Origin of the sequence: Phyllobacterium sp. CL33Tsu (assembly GCF_900113985.1) — a bacterium.
Lineage (GTDB): Bacteria > Pseudomonadota > Alphaproteobacteria > Rhizobiales > Rhizobiaceae > Phyllobacterium > Phyllobacterium pellucidum.
The window spans coordinates 95,049-117,966 of the sequence record NZ_FORJ01000002.1 but is presented as its reverse complement, the minus strand read 5'-3'; the positions used below and the strand labels follow the sequence as shown (position 1 = coordinate 117,966).

The window sequence follows — 22,918 nt, the reverse complement described above, 5'->3', positions numbered from 1 at the left end:
TGCGAGCAGTGCCGGGCACGCGTTCGACAAGCATCATTGACTTATAGGCAGGCATTCGGTTTACACCGTAGCCAATCCTTTCCGCGAAATGACGGACCATTTGCATGCTTGAGAAGACGTATGACGCAGCGGCCATAGAGCCGAAGATCGCAGAAATCTGGGACGAGGCCGGGGCCTTCAAGGCCGGGGCCGGTTCGAGACCGGGCGCCGATCCTTTTGCCGTCGTCATTCCTCCGCCCAATGTCACCGGCTCGTTGCACATGGGCCATGCGCTCAATAATACCATTCAGGATATTCTCGTGCGCTTCGAGCGCATGCGCGGCAAGAACGTTTTGTGGCAGCCCGGCATGGACCATGCCGGCATTGCGACCCAGATGGTTGTCGAGCGCCAGTTGATGGAACGCCAGCTTCCCGGGCGCCGCGCCATGGGACGTGAAAAGTTCGTCGAACGTGTGTGGGAATGGAAAGCGGAGTCCGGCGGCATCATCGCGGGACAGCTCAAGCGCCTGGGGGCTTCCTGCGATTGGTCGCGCGAACGCTTCACCATGGACGAGGGCCTTTCGAAGGCGGTTCTCGAAGTCTTTGTAACGCTTTACAAGGAAGGTCTCATCTACAAGGACAAGCGCCTCGTCAATTGGGATCCGAAGTTGCTTACCGCGATTTCGGACCTCGAAGTCGAGCAGCGGGAGATCAAGGGCAATCTCTGGCATTTCCGCTATCCGCTTGAGAACGTCGCATTCGACCCGGAAAACCCGCACACGTTCATCGTCGTCGCTACCACGCGCCCGGAGACCATGCTTGGCGATACCGGTGTTGCCGTCAATCCGGACGACACGCGGTATCACGCGCTGGTCGACAACAATGTCGTGCTGCCGCTCGTCGGCCGGCATATTCCGATCGTTGCCGACAGCTATGCGGATCCGGAAGCAGGTTCCGGGGCAGTCAAGATCACGCCGGCACATGACTTCAACGATTTCGAAGTCGGCAAGCGCAACGATCTGCGCCAGATCAACATCCTCAATACCGATGCGTCGATACATCTGAAGGACAATGACGATTTCCTGGAAGGCCTCGAGCCTTCGCGAAATCTCACCCAACTTATCCATGTGCTCGACGGCAAGGATCGCTTTGCGGCGCGCAAGCTGGTCGTGACCATGATGGAGGAGGGCGGCTACCTTGAGAAGATCGAGGAACATACGCACATGGTCCCGCATGGTGACCGCGGCGATGTGCCGATTGAACCTTTCCTGACCGACCAGTGGTATGTGAACGCAGCCGAACTTGCCAAGCCGGCGATCGCGAGCGTGCGCGAAGGCAGGACCAATTTCGTTCCGAAGAATTGGGAAAAGACCTATTTCGACTGGATGGAAAACATTCAGCCCTGGACGATTTCCCGCCAGCTGTGGTGGGGTCATCAGATTCCGGCCTGGTATGGTCCCGATGGCCAGGTTTTCGTCGAGCGTACCGAGCAAGAAGCGCTGAGCGCCGCTATCCAGCATTATCTCGCGCATGAAGGCCCGATGAAGGCCTATGTCGAAGACCTCTTGGAAAACCTCAAGCCAGGTGAAATCCTGACGCGCGACGAAGATGTGCTCGACACGTGGTTCTCCTCGGCACTCTGGCCGTTTTCTACGCTTGGCTGGCCGGACAAGACGCCGGAACTTGCCACCTATTACCAGACCGATGTGCTCGTCACCGGTTTCGACATCATCTTCTTCTGGGTCGCCCGGATGATGATGATGGGCCTGCACTTCATGAATGAAGAACCGTTCCATACGGTTTATGTGCACGCTCTCGTCCGCGACAAGAACGGCGCCAAGATGTCGAAGTCGAAGGGCAATGTCATCGACCCGCTCGACCTTATACACGAGTACGGCGCAGACGCGTTGCGCTTTACCCTCGCCATCATGGCGGCGCAGGGGCGCGACGTGAAGCTTGACCCGAGCCGTATTGCCGGCTACCGCAACTTCGGCACGAAACTGTGGAACTCGACGCGCTTTGCCGAGATGAACGGCGTCAAGCGTGACCCGTCGTTCAGCCCGCAGGATGCCAAGCTCACGGTCAATCGCTGGATCCTGACCGAACTAACCAATGCAGTGCGCGACGTCACCGACGGGATAACCAGCTATCGCTTCAATGAGGCGGCGGGCGCAGCCTACCGCTTCGTCTGGAACCAGTTCTGCGACTGGTACATCGAACTATTGAAGCCGGTGTTCAATGGCGAGAATGCCGAAGCGAAGGCGGAAGCGCAGGCTTGCGCTGCCTATGTGCTCGACGAAATCTACAAGCTGCTCCACCCGTTCATGCCGTTCATGACCGAGGAGCTTTGGGCCCATACGGCGGGAGAGGGCCAGAGCCGCGATACCCTGCTTTGCCATGCTCCATGGCTGCAGCCGGATTTCCTTGATGCGGAAGCCGCTGCCGATATCAACTGGCTGATCGATCTTGTCACCGGCATTCGCTCTGTGCGGGCCGAAATGAATGTCCCGGCAGCAGCTGTTGCGCCGCTCGTCGTCGTCGGAGCCAACGAAGCCACGCGCGAGCGGCTGCAGCGGCACGAGGCCTCGATCAAATGGCGGGCGCGCGTCGATTCGATCACGATCGGCGATAATGTGCCGAAGGGCTCAGCGCAATTCGTTATCGGCGAAGCCACTGCTTGCCTTCCGCTTGGCAGCCTTATCGACGTCGATGCCGAGGTGGCGCGGCTCGGAAAGGAAGCCGGCAAGATCGCCGACGAGCTCGAAAAGATCACCAGGAAGCTCGGCAATGAGAAATTCGTTGCCAATGCGAAGCCGGAAATCGTCGCCGCTGAGCGCGAGCGTCTCGCTGAACTCGAAGCTGCGGCTAAAAAGATCGAGACTGCAATTCTGCGTGTCCGCGACGTCGAATAACCCATAACGAGGATTCGCTTACCTGAGCGAATCCTCAGTTGTTGCCTCCGGCTTTCCCCGATGGAGGTTGTGGGTAACTTCCTATTTTCGCCTGTCATTTACCCCAATTTCGTCATTTTTCAACGTCGTTGCATTTGCGCAACAACGGCAACTTTGACGCGAAAACCGTCCTTTTTGGCCGTAACCCTTTCGGATTAGTTTGGAAAATTGCGAAAAGCGTCGCTTCGAGGCGGCAAATTTCGTGGTTTTGCAAAAACCCGTTAACCCAACCAAAGAGAGTCCTCCCTTAAAGTCGTTGCACGTTCTGTGCGCTTTGTTACCTATTACGTATTAGTAACAATTCTGCTGAACCGTATTGATGTTCAGCGTGCTTTTTGGACTTCGGGAGGGGTTTTATGTCAGGGGCAATATCGAAAATCGTGGGCGGGGCATTGCTCTTGGCAAGTGTGGCCTCCGCTGCTCAGGCCGGGGGGCTCGAGCGCGGAGGTTATAACTGGGATCTGTTGTTCGAACCGGGCCGCTTCGCTTCGGAAGCCGGCGCCATCTATGTGATGCCGGAACGGCGGATCAAGAATGCGGTTGATACCAACCCGCGCGACGGTCTTGGATCGAACGGTATTGGCGGTGGCGCGACGTCCGTGGACGAAACGCCGGACTATACGGTTCCGCGTTTTGGCGTGAAGGTCGGTCTGACCGACGATGCCGACTGTCTTGCCAGCTACGCCGAACCGTGGGGCGTTCACACCGACCCCGGCTATGATTGGGTTGGCGCTAACCAGAACATCGAGACCAAGATCCGCAGCCATGATTATGGCCTGACCTGCTCCTATCGCTTTGACGTTGGCAAAGGCCAACTGCGTGCTATTGGTGGTGTGTCCTACCAGGAAGTATCCGGCTTCAAGCGCCGCCTCGTTCTTGGGCCGGCCATTATTCAGGGCGCACTTGGACCTGCGGCTGCCGGCTTTGACGGAAGTGGACTTCTTGATCTTGAGGCAGACGGTGTTGGCTGGCGCGTTGGTGCCGCCTACGAAATTCCCGAATACGCGTTTCGCGCCAGCCTGATCTATAATGCCGAGATCGATCTCGGCCAGATCAATGGCACGGTGGACCTGACGGAAATTCCTGGCGTCATGGCCGGCGCGCTGCGCAATCCATTCGTCGGCCGGATCACGGATGTCTACGGCACCGCGACCATGCCGCAGTCGGTCCAGTTCAACTGGCAGACCGGTATTGCTCCGGACTGGCTCGCCTTCGGTACGGTGAAGTGGGTTGACTGGAGCGTTCTCGAAGTCATCGCCTTCTGCCCGACTTCAACGAAGTCGCTTGGTTCCTGCGGTCCGAGCTCGCCATTCCGCCTGACCTCGCTTGACCTGATGTTCCAGGATGGTTGGACTGTCTCTGCGGGCCTTGGCCACAAGTTCAACGATCAGTGGTCAGCCTCCGCGCAGCTCAGCTGGGACCGTGGCACCTCAACGGGCCTGACCACCCAGACGGATACCTATCTTCTGTCGAGCGGTGTTGCCTACGCTCCCAACAAGAATGTCGAGCTGCGTGTGGGCGGCGCTGTTGGTATGCTTACCTCCGGTTCCTACGGCCCTACGGCATGCCCGGGCAATCAGACCTGCGGCACCGACGTGTCCTATGACTTCGGCGATGATCTTGTGACTGCTCTGTCCATCTCCGGCAAGGTCAAGTTCTGATCAGAACCCACGCACCCCAAAGAGCCCGGCCCCGTGCCGGGCTTTTTGTTGCGCCATGTCCGCTAGGTCACTGATTTTGTGACGATTCAGCAACACTTGTCCGGCATGATCTTCCGCACGGGTTCGGGGAACAAATTTGCCCATTTTGCGCCACAAACCCAGCGCACCTCGAATGGGCGGCGGAAAGACATCGAGTAATAGTGCTGATGTTCCGCACGGGGAAATGATGGACGCAATACTTATTCCGCATGGCAGTTTTTCAGATCGTCATCTGACGTTTCGCCATCATTTTACTGACAGCCCCAGTATTGCCGGAAATCTGTCAAATGATTGCTGGAATGATGTGCAGGATATTGAGGTTCCGGCCATGGCTGCCCTGTCAGAGCAGCGTGGCGGGGATTGGGCCCGCAAGGTTGCAGTGGCGCGCATTGATGCAGCGACACAACTGATCCGGGCGAAGGAAGATTGCTGCCATGGTCATTGCTGATCGTCTTCGTGCACCCCTGATCGGGATTGGCCTTCTGATGAGCGCCATGACGGCGCCCTGCTTTGCATTCGATACACAGAATGAAGTGAAGGAGGATTCCAGTCCCTTCGCGCTCTTCAAATTCGGTTTTTCAGCCTATAAGAACGGCCACAAGGACGAGGCAGTCAAAGCGTTGCGCTTTGCCGCGGAAAAGGGCCATCAGGGCGCCAATTGGAAACTTGCCCGCATGTATGCCGAGGGCGACGGCGTCAAGGAAGATGACTACCAGGCCTACCAGATGTTCGAGCAGGTCATTCGCGAGGGCGCTGACCAGGGAACGCAGAACGAGAGCTACGTCGCTGACGCCCTTGTGGCGCTCGCAGGCTACTTGAAGCGCGGCATCCCGAATTCACCGGTCGGGGCCAATCCAAGCGCTGCCCGCGACCTTTACATGCAGGCTGCATCCAACTTCGGTGATTCCGACGCCCAGTTCGAACTCGGCAAGATGCTGATGAAGGGCGAGGGCGGGCAGTCCAATCCCAACCAGGCCGCCCGCTGGTTCCGTCTCGCTGCACAGAAAGGCAATGCCGGCGCGCAGGCCATGCTCGGCAATCTTCTGTTTCAGGCCGGCAAGACCGTACGCGGCCTCGCCATGATGACCGCTGCGCTCGAACATGCGAGCAAGCAGGATCGCGCCTGGATCGGCGATATCCAGGAACAGGCATTCTCGATTTCCGACGAAGCCGACCGGCGGACAGCCATGGTGCTTGCCGAAGACATCATCAAGACCGGCGATTTCTGAAAACCCGCCCGCACAAAATTGCCCCGGGCAGGTCAATTCTCGCCTAAGCCGTCTCCACATTGTTGAAGGTCAGAAACGGGTCGGTAACACTCGCGGCGCCCGTTTCGACACGACCTGCAAACCGGCGCAGATAGAAGCCGTCGGACTTGCCGCTTTCATTGACCAATTCCACCGTAATATCGTACCAGCCTGACCGGGTTTTGATCTCCTCGAACTGCGGAACGCAGGTCAGAAGCTTGAGCGGGCGCATTTTCGTTGAAGGGGTGCGATCGGCCGATCCGATCTTGTCATAAAGAACCGTAATTTTGAGAATCTGGTCTTTTGTTCCGGCATTGACCAACTTGAGTGTCACGTCACCGTTTGTCTGATACAGGATTTCGACTTCCGGATCGACTTCGAGTTCGGTTGTCAGGGCGCCCTTGAACTGGCGTAGATAGCCGTTCGGCCCATGGATGGCGAGGTTGTAGCCCTTGTCGGTCACATCCCACGCATCCTGTAACGGTTCACCCTTGATCACCGAATAGCGGCGCGGCTTTTGATCCTTGAGCACATAGTCGTAGGCATAGAAACAGCTGCCCGCTTTGCCCGCGTTGACGAAATCGACCACCAGCTGTTTTTTTGCAGCATCCAAATGCCCGTTGACGTGGAACTCGTAGGGGAGCGGCCGGGATCTCCGGGAGAAATCGGGATTGCTGGTATTGTCGGTGCCAAATGCCGTGACCGGGTTTTCCAGCTTCGGCATGGCGTTGGTGAGCGGCACGTTCGGAGGAAACTTTCCGCTCTTGTTCACGAATGGTCCGCCTTTCGGATAGGCCACGAAGGCAGCATCATTCTTGGCGAAGTCGAACGCCGAGGTAAGATCGCCGGCGATCGCCCGGCGCCACGGCGTGATATTGCTCTCATAGAGCGGGTTTTCCACGCCCGTCTTGTCGCTCTCCAGGCCGAAACGCGCTTCGAGGAAGCGCAATGTGGAGGTGTGGTCAAATACTTCCGAGCACACCCAGCCGCCCTTGCTCCATGGCGAGACCACCAGCATCGGCACACGCGGTCCGAAGCCGATATATTGACCGACCCATTCTTTCTCGTGGTTATACAGTTCGCGGTCGAGGCCATTCAGCAGCGAGGGCGACATCTTGCCCGGGCCCTTTTCATCGACAGGCATGGGTGGCACGACGTGGTCGAACAGGCCGTCGTTCTCGTCGTAGTTGAGCAGGAAAATCGTCTTGCTCCACACCTCGGGATTGGCGACGAGAGCGCTCAGGACCTCGTTGATATAGTACGCACCGTCTGTGACTGTCGCGGATGGGTGTTCGCAGTTCTTATAAGGTGCCACGACCCATGAGATGTTGGGCAACTGATTGTTGAGGACATCCTCACGCATCTGCGCGATCGAACGGTTGGTGACGCCGTTTCGGACAAGCGTCGGAAGATTGTCCAGGCTGCCTGTATACGCCTTACCGTCCTTGTAGCAGACTCCATCCACCCAGTAGCACCCCTTCACGGGCTGGTCGTTATAGGCGGCAAAATAGGCAAGGTTGTTTTCCTCGTAGCAATCGGTCGGCTCGCCCGGTTTGCCTGTGCCGCCCTGGTAGGTGCGCCAGGTAATCTTCCGTCCAGGATTGGTCTGCTCCGCATTGAATTTCTCGATGCGCTCGGGATAGGTCGTCCAGTCGGAGACTGCGCGCACGGCTGGTGTCTTGTCCCACGACGGCCAGATCACCTTCGGATTTTTCAAGGCAGGATTGGCGGCGGCGCCTGACACCAGAAATTGGCGGTTCGGTATCGTATCGCCATGGCAGGATACGAAGTAATGATCGCAAACGGTGAAGGCGTTGGCGAGATAGCGGTGATAGCTTACGTCCTTGTGGCGCAGGTAGCTCATCGTCAGGACATCGCCTTTCGCGGCGATCCAATTGTCGTAGCGGCCGTGATTCCAGCAGGATTGGCCGCTGTTGACGCCATGGTCAGTGCCGCGCAGGCCTTCGCCGGTCTTGTCGTAATCGATCGGGTAGGGCAGGACTTCGCTCGTCCCCAAGGGCACGCCGCAGCGCTTCCCGTCCTTATTGGAAAGACTATCGGTAATCGGCTGACGAAATACGTCCTTGCCGGTAGCTGGAGAGATCACGGGCCGCGGGTCGGTAAAGCCGCGTACACCGTTATAGGTTCCGAAGTAGTGATTGAACGACCGGTTCTCCTGCATCATGATCACGACATGCTCGACATCCCTGATTGTGCCGGTCGCATTGTTGGGCTCGATTGCCAGCGCCTGCTGGATGGCCGGCGGCAACATGCTCAGCCCCGCGACGCCGCCCGCGCTCACACCCATCATTTCCATGAATTTGCGGCGGCTCATCTGCCTGTGCGTGCGATTATCGCTCAAGTTCAATCTCCAGTCGTCATAAAGTTCAGATGCAAAATGCTTGCTTGAAATGGACGGCGTAAAGATTGCCGCAATTGTGCCCACCCCATACGGAACGTCACGTCAATGCGTCAATGCGACTATAGTTTATGTGGACTTGGAGGCGTGCGTGATACGGCACGATTCTAAAAAAAATGTTTCAGAAATATTTCACGTTTGTTTCAGAAATATTATCCGTCTCGTTATCAATACATCAAGCTAGGCGATTGAAATCGCTACGGGGACGTGGTCGGAAGGCTTTTCCCAAGCACGCACATGCTTCTCGATGGTTGCGGATTCGAGGAGATTGGTTGCTTCCGGCGACAGCATCAGGTGATCGATGCGGATGCCGTTATTTTTTTGCCAGGCGCCGGCCTGGTAGTCCCAGAAGGTATAAATGCCCGCTTCTTCGCTGACATTGCGAACGGCATCGGTAAATCCGAGGTTTTCGAGGCGGCGGAACGCCCGACGGGTTTCCGGCTGGAACAGCGCATCGTTTACCCAGACTTCGGGGTTTTTTGCATCAATGGGTTCGGGGATGACGTTGTAGTCGCCAGCGAGGATCAGCGGCTCTTCGAGCGCCAGCCTCGCTTCGGCCCAGCGTTCAAGTCGCGCCATCCAGTTCAGCTTGTATGGGAATTTTTCCGTGTTGATGGGATTGCCGTTCGGCAGATAAAGCGACACGACGCGCAACGCGCCTCGCTCGGTCGAGAACACCGCCTCGATGAATCGGGCTTGTTCGTCGCTGTCATCGCCGGGCAGTCCGCGCGTCACTTCATCGGGCGATTTCTTGGAGAGAATCGCGACGCCGTTGAAGCCCTTCTGGCCGTGCGTTTCTACATGATAGCCGAGCGCTTCGATCTCGAAGCGTGGAAAGGAATCATCGACAGATTTGATTTCCTGCAGGCAGACGATGTCAGGATTGGATTCCTGCAGCCATGTTGTGAGGACGTCGATGCGCGCCTTGGCGCCGTTGATGTTCCAGGTAACGATTTTCATGGGATCCGCTCTGAGTTGCGACGGCGGCAATAGGAGTTCAGATTGCGAAGCTCGTTCCGCAGCCGCAGGACGCCGTGGCGTTGGGATTGCGTATCTGGAACGACTGGCCCATGAGGTCATCAACGAAATCGATCTCAGAACCGCCGATATAGGGCAGGGAAATCGCGTCGATCAACACCTTCGCGCCGAGCTTTTCAATGACGATATCGTCTGCATCCTGGGCATCGACCAGATCGTATTTGTAGGAGAACCCGGAGCAGCCGCCACCCTCGACCGAGATACGCAGCGCCGTCTTCTCGGGATCGGATTTCAGGATAGCCGATATGCGCTTTGCGGCGGCATCGGATACGGAAATGTTTACGGCTTCGGTCATTCGCTCAAGCTTCCTTCGCGGATTACTCCGCACCCTGTTTGGCCGGTTCGACATTATCATGTCACACCTTGCCATTCATCATATAGCATAGCTAAGAATTGGCGACTGTGAAGTCAACGGCGCGCAGGTTCCTGCCAACTGGAAGCTGCGCGCGAGGGAAGTTCGAGAATGTCCATGCAGGGTGTCGGGTTCGGTTATAGGGAAAGGGCGCCCTATGCGTGCGACCCCGAAAAGAGCCGCGGACGGCTGGTAGCTGAAAGCGAAAGCCCGACGCGCACGGTTTTTCAGCGCGATCGCGACCGGATCATTCACTCGACAGCTTTTCGCCGGCTGAAGCACAAGACGCAGGTGTTCATCGCCCATGAGGGCGACCACTACCGCACGCGCCTGACACATACCATAGAGGTTGCGCAGATCGCGCGGGCGCTGGCGCGCTCGATGCGGCTCGACGAGGATCTCGCCGAGGCAATCGCGCTGGTCCACGATTTTGGCCATACGCCGTTCGGCCACACGGGCGAAGATGCGCTCAACGAAAGGATGCGCGATTTTGGCGGTTTCGACCACAATGCGCAGTCACTGCGGATCGTGACGAACCTTGAAAAACGCTATGCCGATTTCGACGGGCTGAACCTCACTTGGGAAACCCTGGAAGGGCTGGTCAAGCACAATGGACCGCTTGCGAATGCAAAGGGCGAGGGGCTCGAGCATCCTGTCCCCGCGCCAATTGTGGAGTTCAATGCAAGGTTCGACCTCGAACTTGCGAACTTCGCTTCGCTTGAGGCGCAGTGCGCGGCGATTGCCGATGATATCGCCTATAATGCCCACGACATCGATGACGGATTGCGTTCGGGCCTGCTCTCGCTCGACAGCCTGGAAGATGTTGCCATTACCGGCGGCATCCTGCGGGCGGTCCGGCAGAAATACCCATCGCTTGACGATGTGCGTACATCGCACGAGATCGTGCGGCGTCAGATCACGATCATGGTTGAAGATGTCATTCGGGCGGCACAGGCAAACCTTGACGCGATCAGACCGCGCAATATTGGCGATGTTCATGCTGCGGGTCGTGCCATTGTCGGGTTCTCCGCTTCGATGCGGGAAGAGGAGAAATCGCTGAAGGCATTTCTCTACAAAAATCTCTACTTTCACGACAGCGTCATGCGGGTGCGCAAATCGGCGGACAGGATTGTACGCGAGCTTTTCGATGCCTACCTCGACGACCCGCAATCGATGCCCGAGGGCTGGCGGGAGGAGGGTGAACAGGGGGATGCGACGATGCGGGCCCGGCTCGTCGCCGATTTTCTTGCGGGCATGACCGACACCTATGCTGTGCGAGAACACCGACGCCTGTTTGACCATACGCCCGATTTAGCTTAATGCGGGCGCAAATTGCGGTAGCTAGCCGCTAGACCCTGCTAAAACCCAAACGAGTATGACGTCATGAACATCTTCGCCGATTTCGACGCGCGGATAAAAAAAGCCCTGCAAGCGCTTGAACTCAAGACTGCGCAAGGCAGCGAAATCGACCTGTCCCGCGTGGGCGTCGAGCCGCCGCGCGATCCGAGCCACGGCGATATCGCGACCAATGCCGCCATGGTTCTTTCCAAGGCGGTTGGGCAGAATCCGCGCGAACTCGCCGTGCGGATAGGCGAGGCGCTGAAGAGCGATCCCGATGTGGGCAGCGTCGATGTCGCGGGGCCGGGCTTTATCAACCTGCGATTGAAAGACTCCTATTGGCACCGGCAGTTGGCGATCATGCAAGGCGCCGGCCTCAATTATGGGCGCTCGCAGCTTGGCTACGGGCACCGCGTCAACGTCGAGTATGTTTCGGCCAATCCGACGGGACCGATGCATGTCGGCCACTGCCGCGGCGCCGTCGTCGGTGACACCCTGGCGAATCTTCTCAAGTTTGCTGGCTATGACGTCACCAAGGAATATTACGTCAATGATGCCGGGTCGCAGATCGACGTTCTGGCAAACTCGGTGATGTTGCGCTACCGCGAAGCGCTTGGCGAGCAGATCGGCGAAATTCCCGCCGGGCTCTACCCGGGCGGTTATCTCGTTCCCGTCGGCCAGGCGCTGGCCAGCGATTTCGGCACCAAACTCCTGGAAATGCCGGAAGAAGAGGCCTTGGCCATCGTCAAGAACCGGACGATCGATGCCATGATGGCGATGATCCGCGATGATCTTGCGTCGCTGAATGTGCATCACGACGTGTTCTTCTCGGAGCGGACGCTGCATGCGAACAATGCGAAGCTGATCCGGTCGGCGATCAACGACCTGACGTTGAAGGGTCATGTCTACAAGGGCAAACTACCGCCGCCGAAGGGCCAGCTTCCGGAAGATTGGGAAGATCGTGAGCAGACTCTGTTCCGTTCGACCGATGTCGGCGATGACATCGACCGGCCGCTGGTAAAGTCTGACGGGCAGTTCACTTACTTCGCCGCCGATGTCGCTTACTTCAAGGACAAGTATGACCGTCATTTCGACGAGATGATCTATGTGCTGGGCGCCGATCATGGCGGCTATATCAAGCGGCTCGAGTCGCTGGCGCGCGCCGTTTCAGGCGGCACGGCCAAGCTTACGGTGCTCATCTGCCAGTTGGTAAAGCTCTTTCGCGATGGCGAACCTGTTCGCATGTCGAAGCGTTCCGGCGAGTTCGTGACACTACGCGATGTCGTCGAGGAGGTGGGACGCGATCCCGTCCGCTTCATGATGCTCTACCGGAAGAACGATGCGCCGCTCGACTTCGATTTTGCCAAGGTGACAGAGCATTCGAAGGACAATCCGGTGTTCTATGTGCAGTACGCCTCGGCCCGCTGCCACTCGGTTTTCCGGCAGGCGATGGAGCAGATGAATATTGGCGAAGAAGCATTGGCGGGCAGTGCAAAGCACTTCGGTTTGCTGACCGACGAGAGCGAAATCGCGCTCATCCGCAAGCTGGCCGAATATCCCCGGCTGATCGAGACAGCGGCGCTGCATCAGGAGCCGCACCGGCTCGCATTCTACCTTTATGACCTTGCCAGCGCGCTGCATACGCAGTGGAACAGAGGCACGGAAAATCCGGACTTACGTTTTATTAAGGTTAACGATCCAAACTTGTCAGAAGCCAGGCTAGGGCTGGTTCAGGTTGTTTCGAAAGTCTTGGCGTCCGGATTGACAATAATAGGTGCGGACGCTCCGACCGAAATGCGCTAAAAGCGGGTATAACACGGTATAAACCGCCGAAAAGCGTAGCAATTCTGACAACTTTTGCCCACATTGCGCTGGTAAGGCCAATGCGAGACGTTTGCGGACGTCCCACAGTTGAGTACAGGATTAACGCTATGGCGGACAATATTATTCAGCGTTCTCACCGGCAGGACGATTCGCGATTCGGCAATGACGATCCTTTGATGGAGCTTTCCCGTATCATGGGAACGCCCGATGAAGGGCATGATGCCGCGTCGAACGACGCCTTTGCCTTGGACCTCGAACGCGAACTCATGGGAGGCTTCGACGAGCCTGCGCCCGTGCAGTCCGCCGCGAAAGTTCCTGATCACCAGCAGCAGGCGGATGACGATCGCCATGCGGTCGACGATTTTCAGGAAGCCATAGAGCGCGAACTCGCGGGCGATCCGAATTACGGCCATCATGAAGCGGCGTCAGGACCCCTCGCAGCCTATGCCGAACCGGACTATGCCGATTACGAGCCCGACCTTTCTTATGCGGACAATGAGGCAGGTGAGGGCCGTTCGGTGGTCGATGCGCCATCGATGAGCCTCGAAGACGAGCTCGAGAACCTTCTCGCTGGATCGCAGCAACCGGTGGTGCAGCGTTCGGCAACTGCCTCCTGGGGTTATGGATCGCAGGCCCAGATGACCGGCCGTGCGGAACATCCCGCCCCTTCGATTGCCCGGGCGATGTCCTATCAGCAGCCGGCCGCTCACCAGCCAGCCCCAGAGCCTGCCGTTTACAGTGCGCCCGAACCAATCGCCTACAACGCGCCGGAACCGGCGCAGCAGAGCTACGAAGCCACCGATGAGCAGCCCCAAGCCGCTGAGGACGAGTTCGACTCTGAGGCATTGATGGCGGCGTTCGACGATTTCGACGTTTCGGCCGAGGCCGAAGAAGAAGTTGCCGAGAGCCAGCCGGTGTTCCCGCTCTATCAGGCTGTTGAGCCGTCTGCAGAAGTGGCATCCGTCCGCGAGCAGCTCGAAGTTCCGGTTGCGATGCCGGTCGCGAGCGCACCGAAGCTTCCCGAAGTTCACGATCTGCATGACTACGCCGATGAACTCGACCGGGCCGCATCGGCGATCGATGCCGCCCCTGACGTCGACACGATCTCGGTAACGGAAAATCGCGTCGATTTCACCGAAGCGCTCGACCTGCCGGAAGTGCACTACGAGGACGATGCTCCCGAACATCATGCGCTCGGCGAGCTCGAGAGTGAATTTGCCGAAGTCTTCGGATCGATCGAGGCCGAAGAGGTGCGTTCGAGCCAGTCAGTCGCTGAGGAACCTGCGGCGAAAGCCGAGCCCGAAGAAGACGAATATGCCGACATCTTTGCCGATGTGTTTGGCAACAAGGCGGAGCAGGGCCAGTATAGTGCGGCTGGTTATGCGGCCGCCGCTGGTGTCGCCGCCATGGGTGCGGCAGCCGCCGGTGCCCGCCAGCATCAAACGCCGGCCTATGGTCCCGAGGACGACAATGACTTCGGCTACGATCCGCGCCGCGACAATGTCGATATCGCCGCAACGCCTTACGGCGAAAAGCAGGCGAAGCGCCGCAGCAGCCTGTTTGTGCCGGGTGTGGCCGCTGCCGTGGTGCTCGTCGCCGTCGCGGGCGCCGTTGCCTATAAATGGACCGGCGGTGCGGGCGGTGACCCGGTCGTGATCATGGCCGACAAGACGCCGATCAAGGTTCAACCCGAGACGACCAGTACTGCAATCGTGCCCAATCAGGACAAGGCAGTCTACGATAAGGATGCAACGGCTGCACCGACGGCGCCGAAGCAGGATCAGCTCGTGACCACGCGTGAAGATCCGGTCGATCTGGCCGCCGATGAAGATGCCGAGGACCCGGCGACCGACAAGGTCGATGCACGGGTCGATCCGGCCGAGCAGGATACCGCCGCCAACGATCAGCAGCCGGCGGCCAATACGAATACGCTGGCGCCGCGCAAGGTCCAGACCATGGTCGTCAAGCCGGACGGAACGATGGTTGCATCCATCCCGCAGAATGATCAGGCGCTCAGCAGCGGTCCAGCCGCTGCCCCGGTCGATCGTCCGGCAGCTGCAGCCGTAGCGAGCGACGCTCCGACCGCGCCGCAGATGGCCGATACTTCAGGTGACGATGCCATTGGCGATCTGGTCGAGAGTAATGATGCACCTGCCGCCCCGGCGCAGGCCGCTGCACCCGAGCCGGCGAAGCCCGCCAAGGCGCCTGTCGCCGCAAAAGTTGCGCCCAAGGCGGTCGAAACTAAGAAGATCACGCAGGAAACGGTCGCCTCCGTGTCGGCGGCGCCTCGGAATGCACCGGTTGTCGATCGCCCCGCCGATCAGCCGGTCGACATCGTCGACCGCGTGCCGCCAAAGAATGCCGCAGGACAGCAGGTCGCCTCCGCTGCCCCGGCAGCGGGCAGCTATCTGATCCAGATCGCATCGCAGCCCAACGTCGAGGGCGCGCAGAAGACCTATGCGTCGCTCTCGCAGAAATATGCGGGTGTGATCGGTGGTCGCGGCGTTGACATCAAGCAGGCCGAGATTGCCGGCAAGGGCACGTTCTTCCGGGTACGCATCCCGGCAGGATCCAAGGCTGACGCGATCAATCTGTGCACGAAATACAAGTCTGCCGGTGGCAGTTGCTTCGTCACGCAGTGATCGGCACTACAACGAATGAGACAAGGCGGCTCCGGCCGCCTTTTCCTTTTTTGGATTGAGGAAGTAGACTTCTCGCATGAGCGAATCAAAAGCATGGATTGCCGGCACTGCCGGTTTGAAACTGACCCCAGACGAAATTGCGTTTTTCCGCGACGAACGCCCGTGGGGTTTTATTCTCTTCGCCCGCAACGTCAGCGAACCGGCGCAGATCGAGGATCTGTGCGCGCACTTGCGCGATCTCGTCGATCGCGAGGATGCGCTCGTGCTGATTGATCAGGAGGGCGGGCGCGTGCAGCGCCTGCGTCCACCGCTGGCGCCCAACTATCCTTCCGGTTCGGCTCTCGGAGCGCTTTATCGCGAGAATGAGGAAGAGGGGCTGCGCGCTGCCTGGCTTTTGTCACGCCTGCACGCCTTCGACCTTCTGAAACGCGGGATCGATGTTGACTGCCTGCCTGTACTCGATGTTCCGGTCGAGGGCGCAAACGAGGTCATCGGCAGCCGTGCCTATGGCAAGGAGCCTGAGATCGTCACGGCCATGGGCCGCGCCGCAGCGGACGGACTGATCGCCGGCGGCATGTTGCCGGTTATGAAGCACATGCCGGGCCACGGCCGCGCGTTTGCCGATACGCATCATGAGCTGCCGACAGTAACGACACCATTCGATGCGCTGGCCGAGCGTGATTTCGCCCCGTTCCGCGCTCTTGCTGATTTGCCGATGGCGATGAGCGCGCATGTGATCTTCTCCGCCATAGATCCGAAGAATCCGGCGACGACCTCGGGAAAGGTTGTCGAAGAGGTTATACGTGGCCATATTGGCTTCGACGGGCTGCTGATGAGCGACGACATCTCCATGAACGCACTTTCTGGGGATTATTTCGATCGCACCAAAGCAATCTTTGCCGCCGGACTCGATATCGTGCTTCATTGCCATGGCATCATGGATCAGATGCGGGCAGTTGCATCGTGTACGCCGGAGCTCGAAGGCAAGGCATTCGAGCGCGCAAAGCGGGCAATTGAATACAGGAAGCAGCCGGATACCTCGAATGAGGAGGAACTCCGGGAAGAATTCCAGCGCTATTTCGAGGCGGTGGCATAGAAGCGTGAGAGACTTTTGGCAGCGACGGAACAGAAGCTAAACGGCAATAACGGAGCGCCCATGGAGGCGCTTTGGGAAAGTCCGTCCGATCGCGGCGTCAGTGAACCCTTGCTTGTCATTGATATCAAGGGCTTCGAAGGGCCGCTTGATCTGTTGCTGCATCTGGCGCGCAACCAGCGCGTCGATCTTGCGCGCATTTCCGTGCTCGCACTCGTCGAACAATATCTTGTCTTCATTCGCCAGGCGCAGGCTTTGCGGCTTGAGCTTGCGGCCGATTATCTCGTCATGGCCGCCTGGCTTGCCTATCTGAAATCCAAGCTGCTGATCCCCAAGTCGCCGGGCGATGACGGCGAAAGCGGCGAGGAACTGGCTGCAACCCTGCAGTTCCGGCTGAAGCGCCTCGAAGCGATGCGCGATGCGGCGATGAAGCTCGTCAATCGCCCGCGGCTCGGGCGCGATATCTTTGCGCGCGGCATGCCCGAAGCGGTCATAGTCGACCAGACCAACACTTATGCCGCGACGCTCTACGAGCTTTTGACGGCCTACGCCTCGCAGCGGCAGAAGCAGGCGGTGTCGCAGGTGCAGATCGCGCGGCGCAGTGTCTGGTCGCTGAAGGATGCCCGAGAAATCCTCATGCGCCTTATCGGCGAAATGAAGGACTGGACTGCTCTCGACCAATATCTCCTGGAATTTATCGTCTCGCCGGCAGAACGAGCAACCGCAATCGCGAGTTCCTTTGCGGCAAGCCTTGAAATGGTGCGCGAAGGCCATCTTGAAATTCGCCAGACCGGCGCCTTCAATCCGATCTATCTGCGCAATCGGCAGACCAAGGCGACCGAGCCTTATTTCGAGCCGATGGAGGATGTGGTCAATGGCTGACAACATTCACGATACGCTGGAAGACGACGAAATCATGGAGCCGGGCGCGAACTGGACAGCGCGGATCGGGGTTTCCGAGGCGCTGCGCATGGTGGAAGCGATCCTGTTTGCGTCCGCTGAACCAGTGACCGAGAAGGCGTTGCAGGAGCGGCTGCCATCCGGCGTCGATGTTCCGGCACTCCTCGGCGAGCTTCAGGAGTTCTACGCAAAGCGCGGTATCAACCTGCGTCAGGTCGGCGGCGCCTGGGCGTTTCGGACCGCGGCTGATCTCACCTTCCTGATGAACCGCGAGGCGGTGCAGCAGAAGAAGCTGTCGCGGGCGGCGCTCGAAGTCTTGGCTATTATTGCCTACCACCAGCCGGTGACGCGAGCGGAGCTCGAAGACATTCGCGGCGTTGAAACGTCGAAGGGAACGCTCGACGTTCTCATGGAAACAGGTTGGATAAAATTCCGCGGCCGCAGACGCACGCCGGGGCGGCCGATCACCTATGGCACTACGGCGTCATTCCTTGATCATTTCGGCCTGCAAGAGGTGCGCGATCTGCCGGGCATCGATGAACTGCGCGGGGCAGGCTTGTTGTCGGCGCGCATGCCGGCAAATTTCGCCGTGCCCGTTCCGACCAATGATCCGGATGAGCTGACCGAGGATGAGGATCCGCTGACGGACATCGATCTTGAGGAGCTTGGTCTTTTGACGCCGCGCGTCGAACATGATTGAGACAAGCTTTGGACTTAAGGATAATGTGGCCTAAACAACCCGTCACGCAAGATTTTGTGCGGGTTTTAAACTTGGGCCTTGCGCGTCGCTTACATGAATGTGAAAGAGCAAGCAGCTCTAGTGTTTGAAAAGCACGGGGAAAAGGCATAGATCAGCCCGAACCATTGGGCGAATGTGAGGAAATTATGGGTAGTTTTTCAATTTGGCACTGGCTTATCGTGCTTGCAGTCGTGCTTCTTCTGTTCGGTCGCGGCAAAATTCCGGAACTGATGGGCGATGTTGCCAAGGGCATCAAGAACTTCAAGAGCGGCATGAGCGATGAAGACGAAGCTACTGCCGACGGCTCGAAGACGATCGATAACCAGACTGGCCAGCCGGTGAACTCGGTCAAGGAAAAGACGACCAAGTCTTGATTGGCAATGATTAGCCTCGTCATGGGCGCGGCGGATTTGCCGCGCTGGAGCATGTTGAATGTTTGAAGTCGGTTGGTCGGAAATCCTGGTTATCGTGATCGTCCTGATCGTGGTGGTCGGTCCGAAGGATTTGCCGAAGATGATACGCGCCTTTGGCAAGGCGACAGCGAAATTTCGCGCAACGGCTGGAGAATTCCGCCGCCAGTTCGACGAGGCGCTCAAGGAGGCGGAGCTTGACGATGTCCGCGACATCATCAACGACGCGAAAAGCCTCGATCCGCGCAGCGATATCCGCAAGGTCTTCGATCCGGTAAGGACGATGGGCGAGGATATTCGCTCAAGTCTCAAGGACGTAGCTGCATCAGCCAAGGATAACGTTGCCATTCCCGATCCGAGCGCGCCCGGCGCAGCTCAGCTCCAGCCGCAGGTGATGGAACCATTGCCGGCAGCGACGCAGGCCGCCGCCTCGACTGTCGCCGAGCCCAAGACTGAAGCGCCGGCAAAGAAACCGGCTGTGCGGAAGTCAAAGCCGGCGGCGCCCAAGGCAACCGAAGCAAAGGCCGCACCCGCCAAGGCAGCAAGCGCGAAGTCCGCACCCGCCAAGACTGCACCTGCCAAGACCGCCGCTTCCAAGGCTCCGTTAGCCAAGGCTGCAAAGGCGCCCGCAAAGACAACGGCCAAGCCGCGCGCCAAGACTGGCGATACGGGGAAACAATCTTGAACAAGACCGACGACGAAATCGACAAGAGCTCAGCGCCTCTGATCGAGCACCTCATTGAATTGCGCCGGCGTCTGATCTGGGCGCTCGTTGCGTTCTTCGTCGCATTCCTCGGCTGTTTCCACTATGGCAAGCAGCTATTCAATCTTCTCGTTATTCCATACCAATGGGCCGTGGGCTGGGCGGGTTTCGATCCGGCCAAGGCTCAGCTGATCTATACCGCGCCGCAGGAATTCTTCTTCACGCAGGTGAAGATCGCCATGTTCGGTGGCATCGTCTTGGCCTTCCCGGTAATCGCCTCGCAGATCTACAAATTCGTCGCGCCTGGCCTCTACCGCAATGAGCGCATGGCATTCCTGCCGTTTCTCGTTGCGTCACCGATCCTCTTCCTCATGGGCGGGGCCCTCGTTTATTTCTTCTTCACACCGATGGTGATGTGGTTCTTCCTCGCCATGCAGCAGCAAGGCGTCGCAGGAGAAGTACAGATCTCGCTCCTGCCAAAGGTTTCGGAGTATCTCAGCCTGATCATGACGCTGATTTTCGCGTTCGGCCTGGTGTTCCAGCTTCCGGTCGTTGCGACGTTGCTGGCCCGCGTTGGTCTCGTTGGCTATGACGGCATGAAGTCGAAGCGCAAATACGCCATCGTCATCGCCTTCATCGTTGCCGCCGTGATTACGCCGCCGGATCCGGTCAGCCAGATCGGTCTTGCGCTCCCGACGATCATTCTCTACGAGATTTCTATCTGGATGGTGCGTCTGGTCGAGAAGAAGCGTGCAGCGGCCGAAGCCGAAGCGCAGTCGGGCTCAAGCGAAGTCTCCTCCTGACACTTTCCGATTTCGCCGGGTCTTCGGGCCCATTTTACCACGCATCCAAGACGGCTTTACTCCCATGCTCGACATCAAATGGATCCGCGAGAATCCGCAAGCGCTTGACGCAGCTCTGGCCAAACGAGGCAACGAGCCGGCTTCGTCCCGCCTGATCGAGCTCGATGAGAAGCGCCGTCAGCATATCGGCAAATTGCAGGAGGCGCAGGAGCGCCGCAACGCCGCGTCCAAGGAAATTGGCAAGGCCATGGGCGCCAAGGACCAGGCGACTGCGGATCGGCTGAAGGCCGAGGTCGCCGACATCAAGCTGTTCCTGCAGTCGGCCGAAGAGGAAGAGCGTCAGCTCGACCGTGCGCTGACCGATGCGCTGTCGGTGCTGCCCAACATTCCGCTCGAAAGCGTACCGGTCGGCAAGGACGAGTCCGACAATGTCGAGGTGCACCGCATCGGGCAACTGAAGAACTTTGCCTTCGAGCCGAAGGAGCATTTCGAGATCGGCGAACAGCTCGGCTACATGGATTTTGAACGCGCAGCGCGTCTTTCCGGCAGCCGCTTCACGGTGCTGAAGAGCCAGCTTGCAAGGCTCGAGCGGGCGCTCGGACAGTTCATGCTGGACCTGCACACGCAAGAGCACGGCTACATGGAAGTGAGCCCGCCGCTCCTCGTCAATGACGAGGTTCTGTACGGGACGGGCCAATTGCCGAAATTTGCCGAGGATTTGTTCCAGACGACCGAAGGCCGCTACCTCATCCCGACCGCCGAAGTGCCGCTGACAAATCTTGTACGCGAGGAAATCCTCGACATACGCGACCTGCCGCTGCGCATGACCGCACTGACCGCGTGCTTCCGCTCGGAAGCCGGTTCGGCCGGGCGCGATACCCGGGGCATGTTGCGCCAGCACCAGTTCATGAAGGTCGAGTTGGTGTCGATCACCGATGCGGATCGTTCGATCGAGGAACATGAACGCATGACATCCTGCGCCGAGGAGGTGCTGAAGCGTCTCGATCTGTCGTTCCGCACCGTGACGCTGTGCACGGGCGACATGGGCTTTGGCGCGCAGAAGACCTATGACATCGAGGTCTGGCTGCCGGGGCAGAGGAGCTACCGCGAGATTTCGAGCTGCTCGGTCTGCGGCGATTTCCAGGCCCGTCGCATGAATGCGCGCTACCGGCCGGAGGGCGAGAAGTCGACGCGCTTCGTCCATACGCTGAATGGTTCCGGTGTCGCAGTCGGCCGCGCGCTGATTGCGGTTGTCGAAAATTACCAGAATGAGGACGGCAGCGTTACGGTTCCTCAAGCACTCGTGCCCTATATGGGTGGGCTGACACGAATCGAAAGAGCCGCTTAACAGGCAAGGATAGGGTAATGCGCATACTTCTGACCAACGATGATGGAATTCATGCGGAAGGTCTGAGTGTGCTCGAAGCCATTGCCCGAAGCCTCTCGGACGATATCTGGGTAATCGCGCCGGAAACCGACCAGAGCGGTCTTGCGCACTCGCTGACGCTTTCCAATCCGCTGCGCTTGCGCAGGATCGACGAGCGGCACTTTGCACTGCGCGGCACGCCGACGGATTGTGTGATCATGGGCGTGAAGCATCTGATGCCCGAGCCGCCTGACCTTATCCTCTCGGGCGTCAATGCGGGATCGAATACCGCCGATGACGTCACCTATTCGGGAACCATCGCCGGTGCCATCGAAGGCACGCTGCTCGGCATCAGGTCGATTGCGCTGTCGCAGGAATATGGCCTTGAGGGCGACGCCCGGGTGCTGCCCTGGGACGTCGTGGCGGCGCACGCGCCGGACCTGTTGAAGAAGTTGCTCGGTGTCGAATTGCCGAAGGGAGTCCTCATCAATCTCAATTTCCCGAACTGCAACGCCGGCGCCGTCGCGGGGACGCGGGTGACCGTGCAGGGCAAGCTTTCCCATGGCCTCGCCATCGAAGAGCGTCATGACGGCCGTGGTCTGCCCTATTACTGGCTGCGCTACGGGCGGGGCAAGGATGTGCCGGCCGAGAATAGCGATGTCGCGGCGATCCGCAAGAATTTCATATCGATAACGCCCCTCCAGCTCGACCTCACCGCGCACGAAACGCGTGCGGCGCTGGAGGATGCCTTCGCATGAAGCCAGCATTGTCCGAACGGGAGGGGTTTGCGGCGTTCGTTTTGCGCATGCGCTCGCTCGGCAATACCGACCAACGCCTGCTCGGCGCCTTCGAGGCGACGCCGCGCATGGCGTTCGTCAATGGCAATCTTGGTACTCTGGCCTATGGGCAGGGGATGCTGCCGATCGAGTGCGGCGAGTTCATGGAAGGGCTTGACCTGCAGGCCCAACTGATCAGGTCGCTCGATCTCGAGCCGACGCACCGCGTGCTGGAGGTTGGTACCGGTACTGGCTTCACAGCCGCCGTCATGGCGCGTCTCGCGGGCCGTGTCCTGTCGCTGGAGCGCTACAAAACGCTTGCCGAGCTTGCCCAGCAACGGCTGCAAGCGCTGAAGATTGAGAACACGTTCGTCAAGCATGCCGACGGCAGGCATGGCCTTGCCAATGACGGGCCGTTTGACCGTATCATTGTCTGGGGCTCGTTCGAGAGCCTGCCGCGCCAGTTCGTCGACCTCTTGTCGTCGAACGGCGTGATGATCGCGCCGATCGGCGCGCTTGAGGGCAGGCAGGTCATGGCCCGCCTTTCGAAGATCGGCAGCCGTTTCGAACGCCAGGACATGATGCCGGTGCGTTTCCTGCCGCTTCTCGAAGGCCTCTCCGCCGCGCTCTGATCTACG

Annotated in this window: 19 protein-coding genes; 16 read left to right on the top strand and 3 right to left on the bottom strand. The window is 58.9% G+C overall.

Annotated elements, in window-relative coordinates:
* Positions 1-104: 104 nt before the first annotated feature.
* From BM074_RS10195 to BM074_RS10180, 4 genes are all read left to right on the top strand, one after another.
* On the top strand, positions 105-2,891 hold the full coding sequence (locus BM074_RS10195; protein ID WP_091921755.1) for a valine--tRNA ligase: 2,787 nt from the start codon (positions 105-107) through the stop codon (positions 2,889-2,891).
* Between the two features lie 395 nt (positions 2,892-3,286).
* Entirely contained in the window at positions 3,287-4,591 is a 1,305-nt protein-coding gene (locus tag BM074_RS10190; RefSeq protein ID WP_036814316.1) for an OmpP1/FadL family transporter, read from the top strand.
* 226 nt (positions 4,592-4,817) lie between these two features.
* On the top strand, positions 4,818-5,078 hold the full coding sequence (locus BM074_RS10185) for a hypothetical protein (RefSeq protein WP_091921753.1): 261 nt from the start codon (positions 4,818-4,820) through the stop codon (positions 5,076-5,078).
* A 37-nt stretch (positions 5,079-5,115) separates the two neighbouring features.
* Positions 5,116-5,859: a tetratricopeptide repeat protein gene (locus BM074_RS10180; protein ID WP_228019424.1), complete on the top strand. Its 744-nt coding sequence runs from the start codon at positions 5,116-5,118 to the stop codon at positions 5,857-5,859.
* Positions 5,860-5,902: 43 nt separating this feature from the next.
* Here BM074_RS10180 and BM074_RS10175 read toward each other — a convergent pair whose 3' ends face one another.
* The 3 genes from BM074_RS10175 to erpA form a co-directional block, all read right to left on the bottom strand.
* Positions 5,903-8,239, bottom strand: coding sequence for a phosphocholine-specific phospholipase C (locus BM074_RS10175; protein WP_139217646.1), 2,337 nt, complete (start codon positions 8,237-8,239; stop codon positions 5,903-5,905).
* A gap of 237 nt (positions 8,240-8,476) precedes the next feature.
* A complete protein-coding gene (gene xth / locus BM074_RS10170) occupies positions 8,477-9,256 on the bottom strand; it encodes an exodeoxyribonuclease III (protein ID WP_091921749.1) in 780 nt (259 codons plus the stop codon).
* A 37-nt stretch (positions 9,257-9,293) separates the two neighbouring features.
* The gene (gene erpA / locus BM074_RS10165) at positions 9,294-9,629 is read right to left on the bottom strand and encodes an iron-sulfur cluster insertion protein ErpA (RefSeq protein ID WP_027231485.1); all 336 of its coding nucleotides are present in this window, start codon (positions 9,627-9,629) and stop codon (positions 9,294-9,296) included.
* A 168-nt stretch (positions 9,630-9,797) separates the two neighbouring features.
* Between erpA and BM074_RS10160 the strand changes: the two genes are divergently transcribed.
* The 12 genes from BM074_RS10160 (at position 9,798) to BM074_RS10105 (ending at position 22,912) form a co-directional block, all read left to right on the top strand.
* Complete coding sequence (locus BM074_RS10160) at positions 9,798-11,006, top strand: deoxyguanosinetriphosphate triphosphohydrolase (protein ID WP_091921747.1); 1,209 nt, start codon at positions 9,798-9,800, stop codon at positions 11,004-11,006.
* Between the two features lie 63 nt (positions 11,007-11,069).
* Positions 11,070-12,827, top strand: coding sequence for an arginine--tRNA ligase (gene argS, locus BM074_RS10155; protein WP_091921745.1), 1,758 nt, complete (start codon positions 11,070-11,072; stop codon positions 12,825-12,827).
* Positions 12,828-12,955: 128 nt separating this feature from the next.
* A complete protein-coding gene (locus tag BM074_RS10150; RefSeq protein ID WP_175498972.1) occupies positions 12,956-15,490 on the top strand; it encodes an SPOR domain-containing protein in 2,535 nt (844 codons plus the stop codon).
* A 76-nt stretch (positions 15,491-15,566) separates the two neighbouring features.
* Positions 15,567-16,586, top strand: coding sequence for a beta-N-acetylhexosaminidase (nagZ, locus tag BM074_RS10145; RefSeq protein WP_091921741.1), 1,020 nt, complete (start codon positions 15,567-15,569; stop codon positions 16,584-16,586).
* Between the two features lie 15 nt (positions 16,587-16,601).
* On the top strand, positions 16,602-17,465 hold the full coding sequence (locus BM074_RS10140) for a segregation and condensation protein A (protein ID WP_091921739.1): 864 nt from the start codon (positions 16,602-16,604) through the stop codon (positions 17,463-17,465).
* A gap of 34 nt (positions 17,466-17,499) precedes the next feature.
* Positions 17,500-18,183 carry an SMC-Scp complex subunit ScpB gene (scpB, locus tag BM074_RS10135; protein WP_244532838.1) on the top strand — a complete coding sequence of 228 codons (684 nt, stop codon included), beginning with the start codon at positions 17,500-17,502 and terminating at the stop codon, positions 18,181-18,183.
* Positions 18,184-18,368: 185 nt separating this feature from the next.
* The gene (locus BM074_RS10130) at positions 18,369-18,596 is read left to right on the top strand and encodes a twin-arginine translocase TatA/TatE family subunit (protein ID WP_027231478.1); all 228 of its coding nucleotides are present in this window, start codon (positions 18,369-18,371) and stop codon (positions 18,594-18,596) included.
* 58 nt (positions 18,597-18,654) lie between these two features.
* On the top strand, positions 18,655-19,317 hold the full coding sequence (gene tatB, locus BM074_RS10125; RefSeq protein ID WP_091921735.1) for a Sec-independent protein translocase protein TatB: 663 nt from the start codon (positions 18,655-18,657) through the stop codon (positions 19,315-19,317).
* The gene (gene tatC / locus BM074_RS10120; RefSeq protein ID WP_027231476.1) at positions 19,314-20,138 is read left to right on the top strand and encodes a twin-arginine translocase subunit TatC; all 825 of its coding nucleotides are present in this window, start codon (positions 19,314-19,316) and stop codon (positions 20,136-20,138) included. Before tatB ends, tatC begins: the two co-directional genes overlap by 4 nt.
* Positions 20,139-20,202: 64 nt before the next feature.
* Positions 20,203-21,486, top strand: coding sequence for a serine--tRNA ligase (serS, locus tag BM074_RS10115; RefSeq protein ID WP_091921733.1), 1,284 nt, complete (start codon positions 20,203-20,205; stop codon positions 21,484-21,486).
* A gap of 17 nt (positions 21,487-21,503) precedes the next feature.
* On the top strand, positions 21,504-22,262 hold the full coding sequence (surE, locus tag BM074_RS10110; protein WP_091921731.1) for a 5'/3'-nucleotidase SurE: 759 nt from the start codon (positions 21,504-21,506) through the stop codon (positions 22,260-22,262).
* Positions 22,259-22,912, top strand: coding sequence for a protein-L-isoaspartate(D-aspartate) O-methyltransferase (locus tag BM074_RS10105; RefSeq protein ID WP_091921729.1), 654 nt, complete (start codon positions 22,259-22,261; stop codon positions 22,910-22,912). The genes surE and BM074_RS10105 overlap by 4 nt, the downstream gene beginning before the upstream one ends.
* Positions 22,913-22,918: the final 6 nt, after the last annotated feature.

Coding starts and splice junctions, on each gene's coding strand:
- argS (WP_091921745.1), top strand. CDS start 11,070: ATGAACATCTTCGCCGATTTCGACGCGCGGATAAAAAAAGCCCTGCAA.
- BM074_RS10195 (WP_091921755.1), top strand. CDS start 105: ATGCTTGAGAAGACGTATGACGCAGCGGCCATAGAGCCGAAGATCGCA.
- erpA (WP_027231485.1), bottom strand. CDS start 9,629: ATGACCGAAGCCGTAAACATTTCCGTATCCGATGCCGCCGCAAAGCGC.
- surE (WP_091921731.1), top strand. CDS start 21,504: ATGCGCATACTTCTGACCAACGATGATGGAATTCATGCGGAAGGTCTG.
- scpB (WP_244532838.1), top strand. CDS start 17,500: ATGGAGCCGGGCGCGAACTGGACAGCGCGGATCGGGGTTTCCGAGGCG.
- BM074_RS10190 (WP_036814316.1), top strand. CDS start 3,287: ATGTCAGGGGCAATATCGAAAATCGTGGGCGGGGCATTGCTCTTGGCA.
- BM074_RS10180 (WP_228019424.1), top strand. CDS start 5,116: ATGAGCGCCATGACGGCGCCCTGCTTTGCATTCGATACACAGAATGAA.
- serS (WP_091921733.1), top strand. CDS start 20,203: ATGCTCGACATCAAATGGATCCGCGAGAATCCGCAAGCGCTTGACGCA.
- tatB (WP_091921735.1), top strand. CDS start 18,655: ATGTTTGAAGTCGGTTGGTCGGAAATCCTGGTTATCGTGATCGTCCTG.
- xth (WP_091921749.1), bottom strand. CDS start 9,256: ATGAAAATCGTTACCTGGAACATCAACGGCGCCAAGGCGCGCATCGAC.
- BM074_RS10105 (WP_091921729.1), top strand. CDS start 22,259: ATGAAGCCAGCATTGTCCGAACGGGAGGGGTTTGCGGCGTTCGTTTTG.
- BM074_RS10150 (WP_175498972.1), top strand. CDS start 12,956: ATGGCGGACAATATTATTCAGCGTTCTCACCGGCAGGACGATTCGCGA.
- BM074_RS10130 (WP_027231478.1), top strand. CDS start 18,369: ATGGGTAGTTTTTCAATTTGGCACTGGCTTATCGTGCTTGCAGTCGTG.
- BM074_RS10185 (WP_091921753.1), top strand. CDS start 4,818: ATGGACGCAATACTTATTCCGCATGGCAGTTTTTCAGATCGTCATCTG.
- BM074_RS10160 (WP_091921747.1), top strand. CDS start 9,798: ATGTCCATGCAGGGTGTCGGGTTCGGTTATAGGGAAAGGGCGCCCTAT.
- nagZ (WP_091921741.1), top strand. CDS start 15,567: ATGAGCGAATCAAAAGCATGGATTGCCGGCACTGCCGGTTTGAAACTG.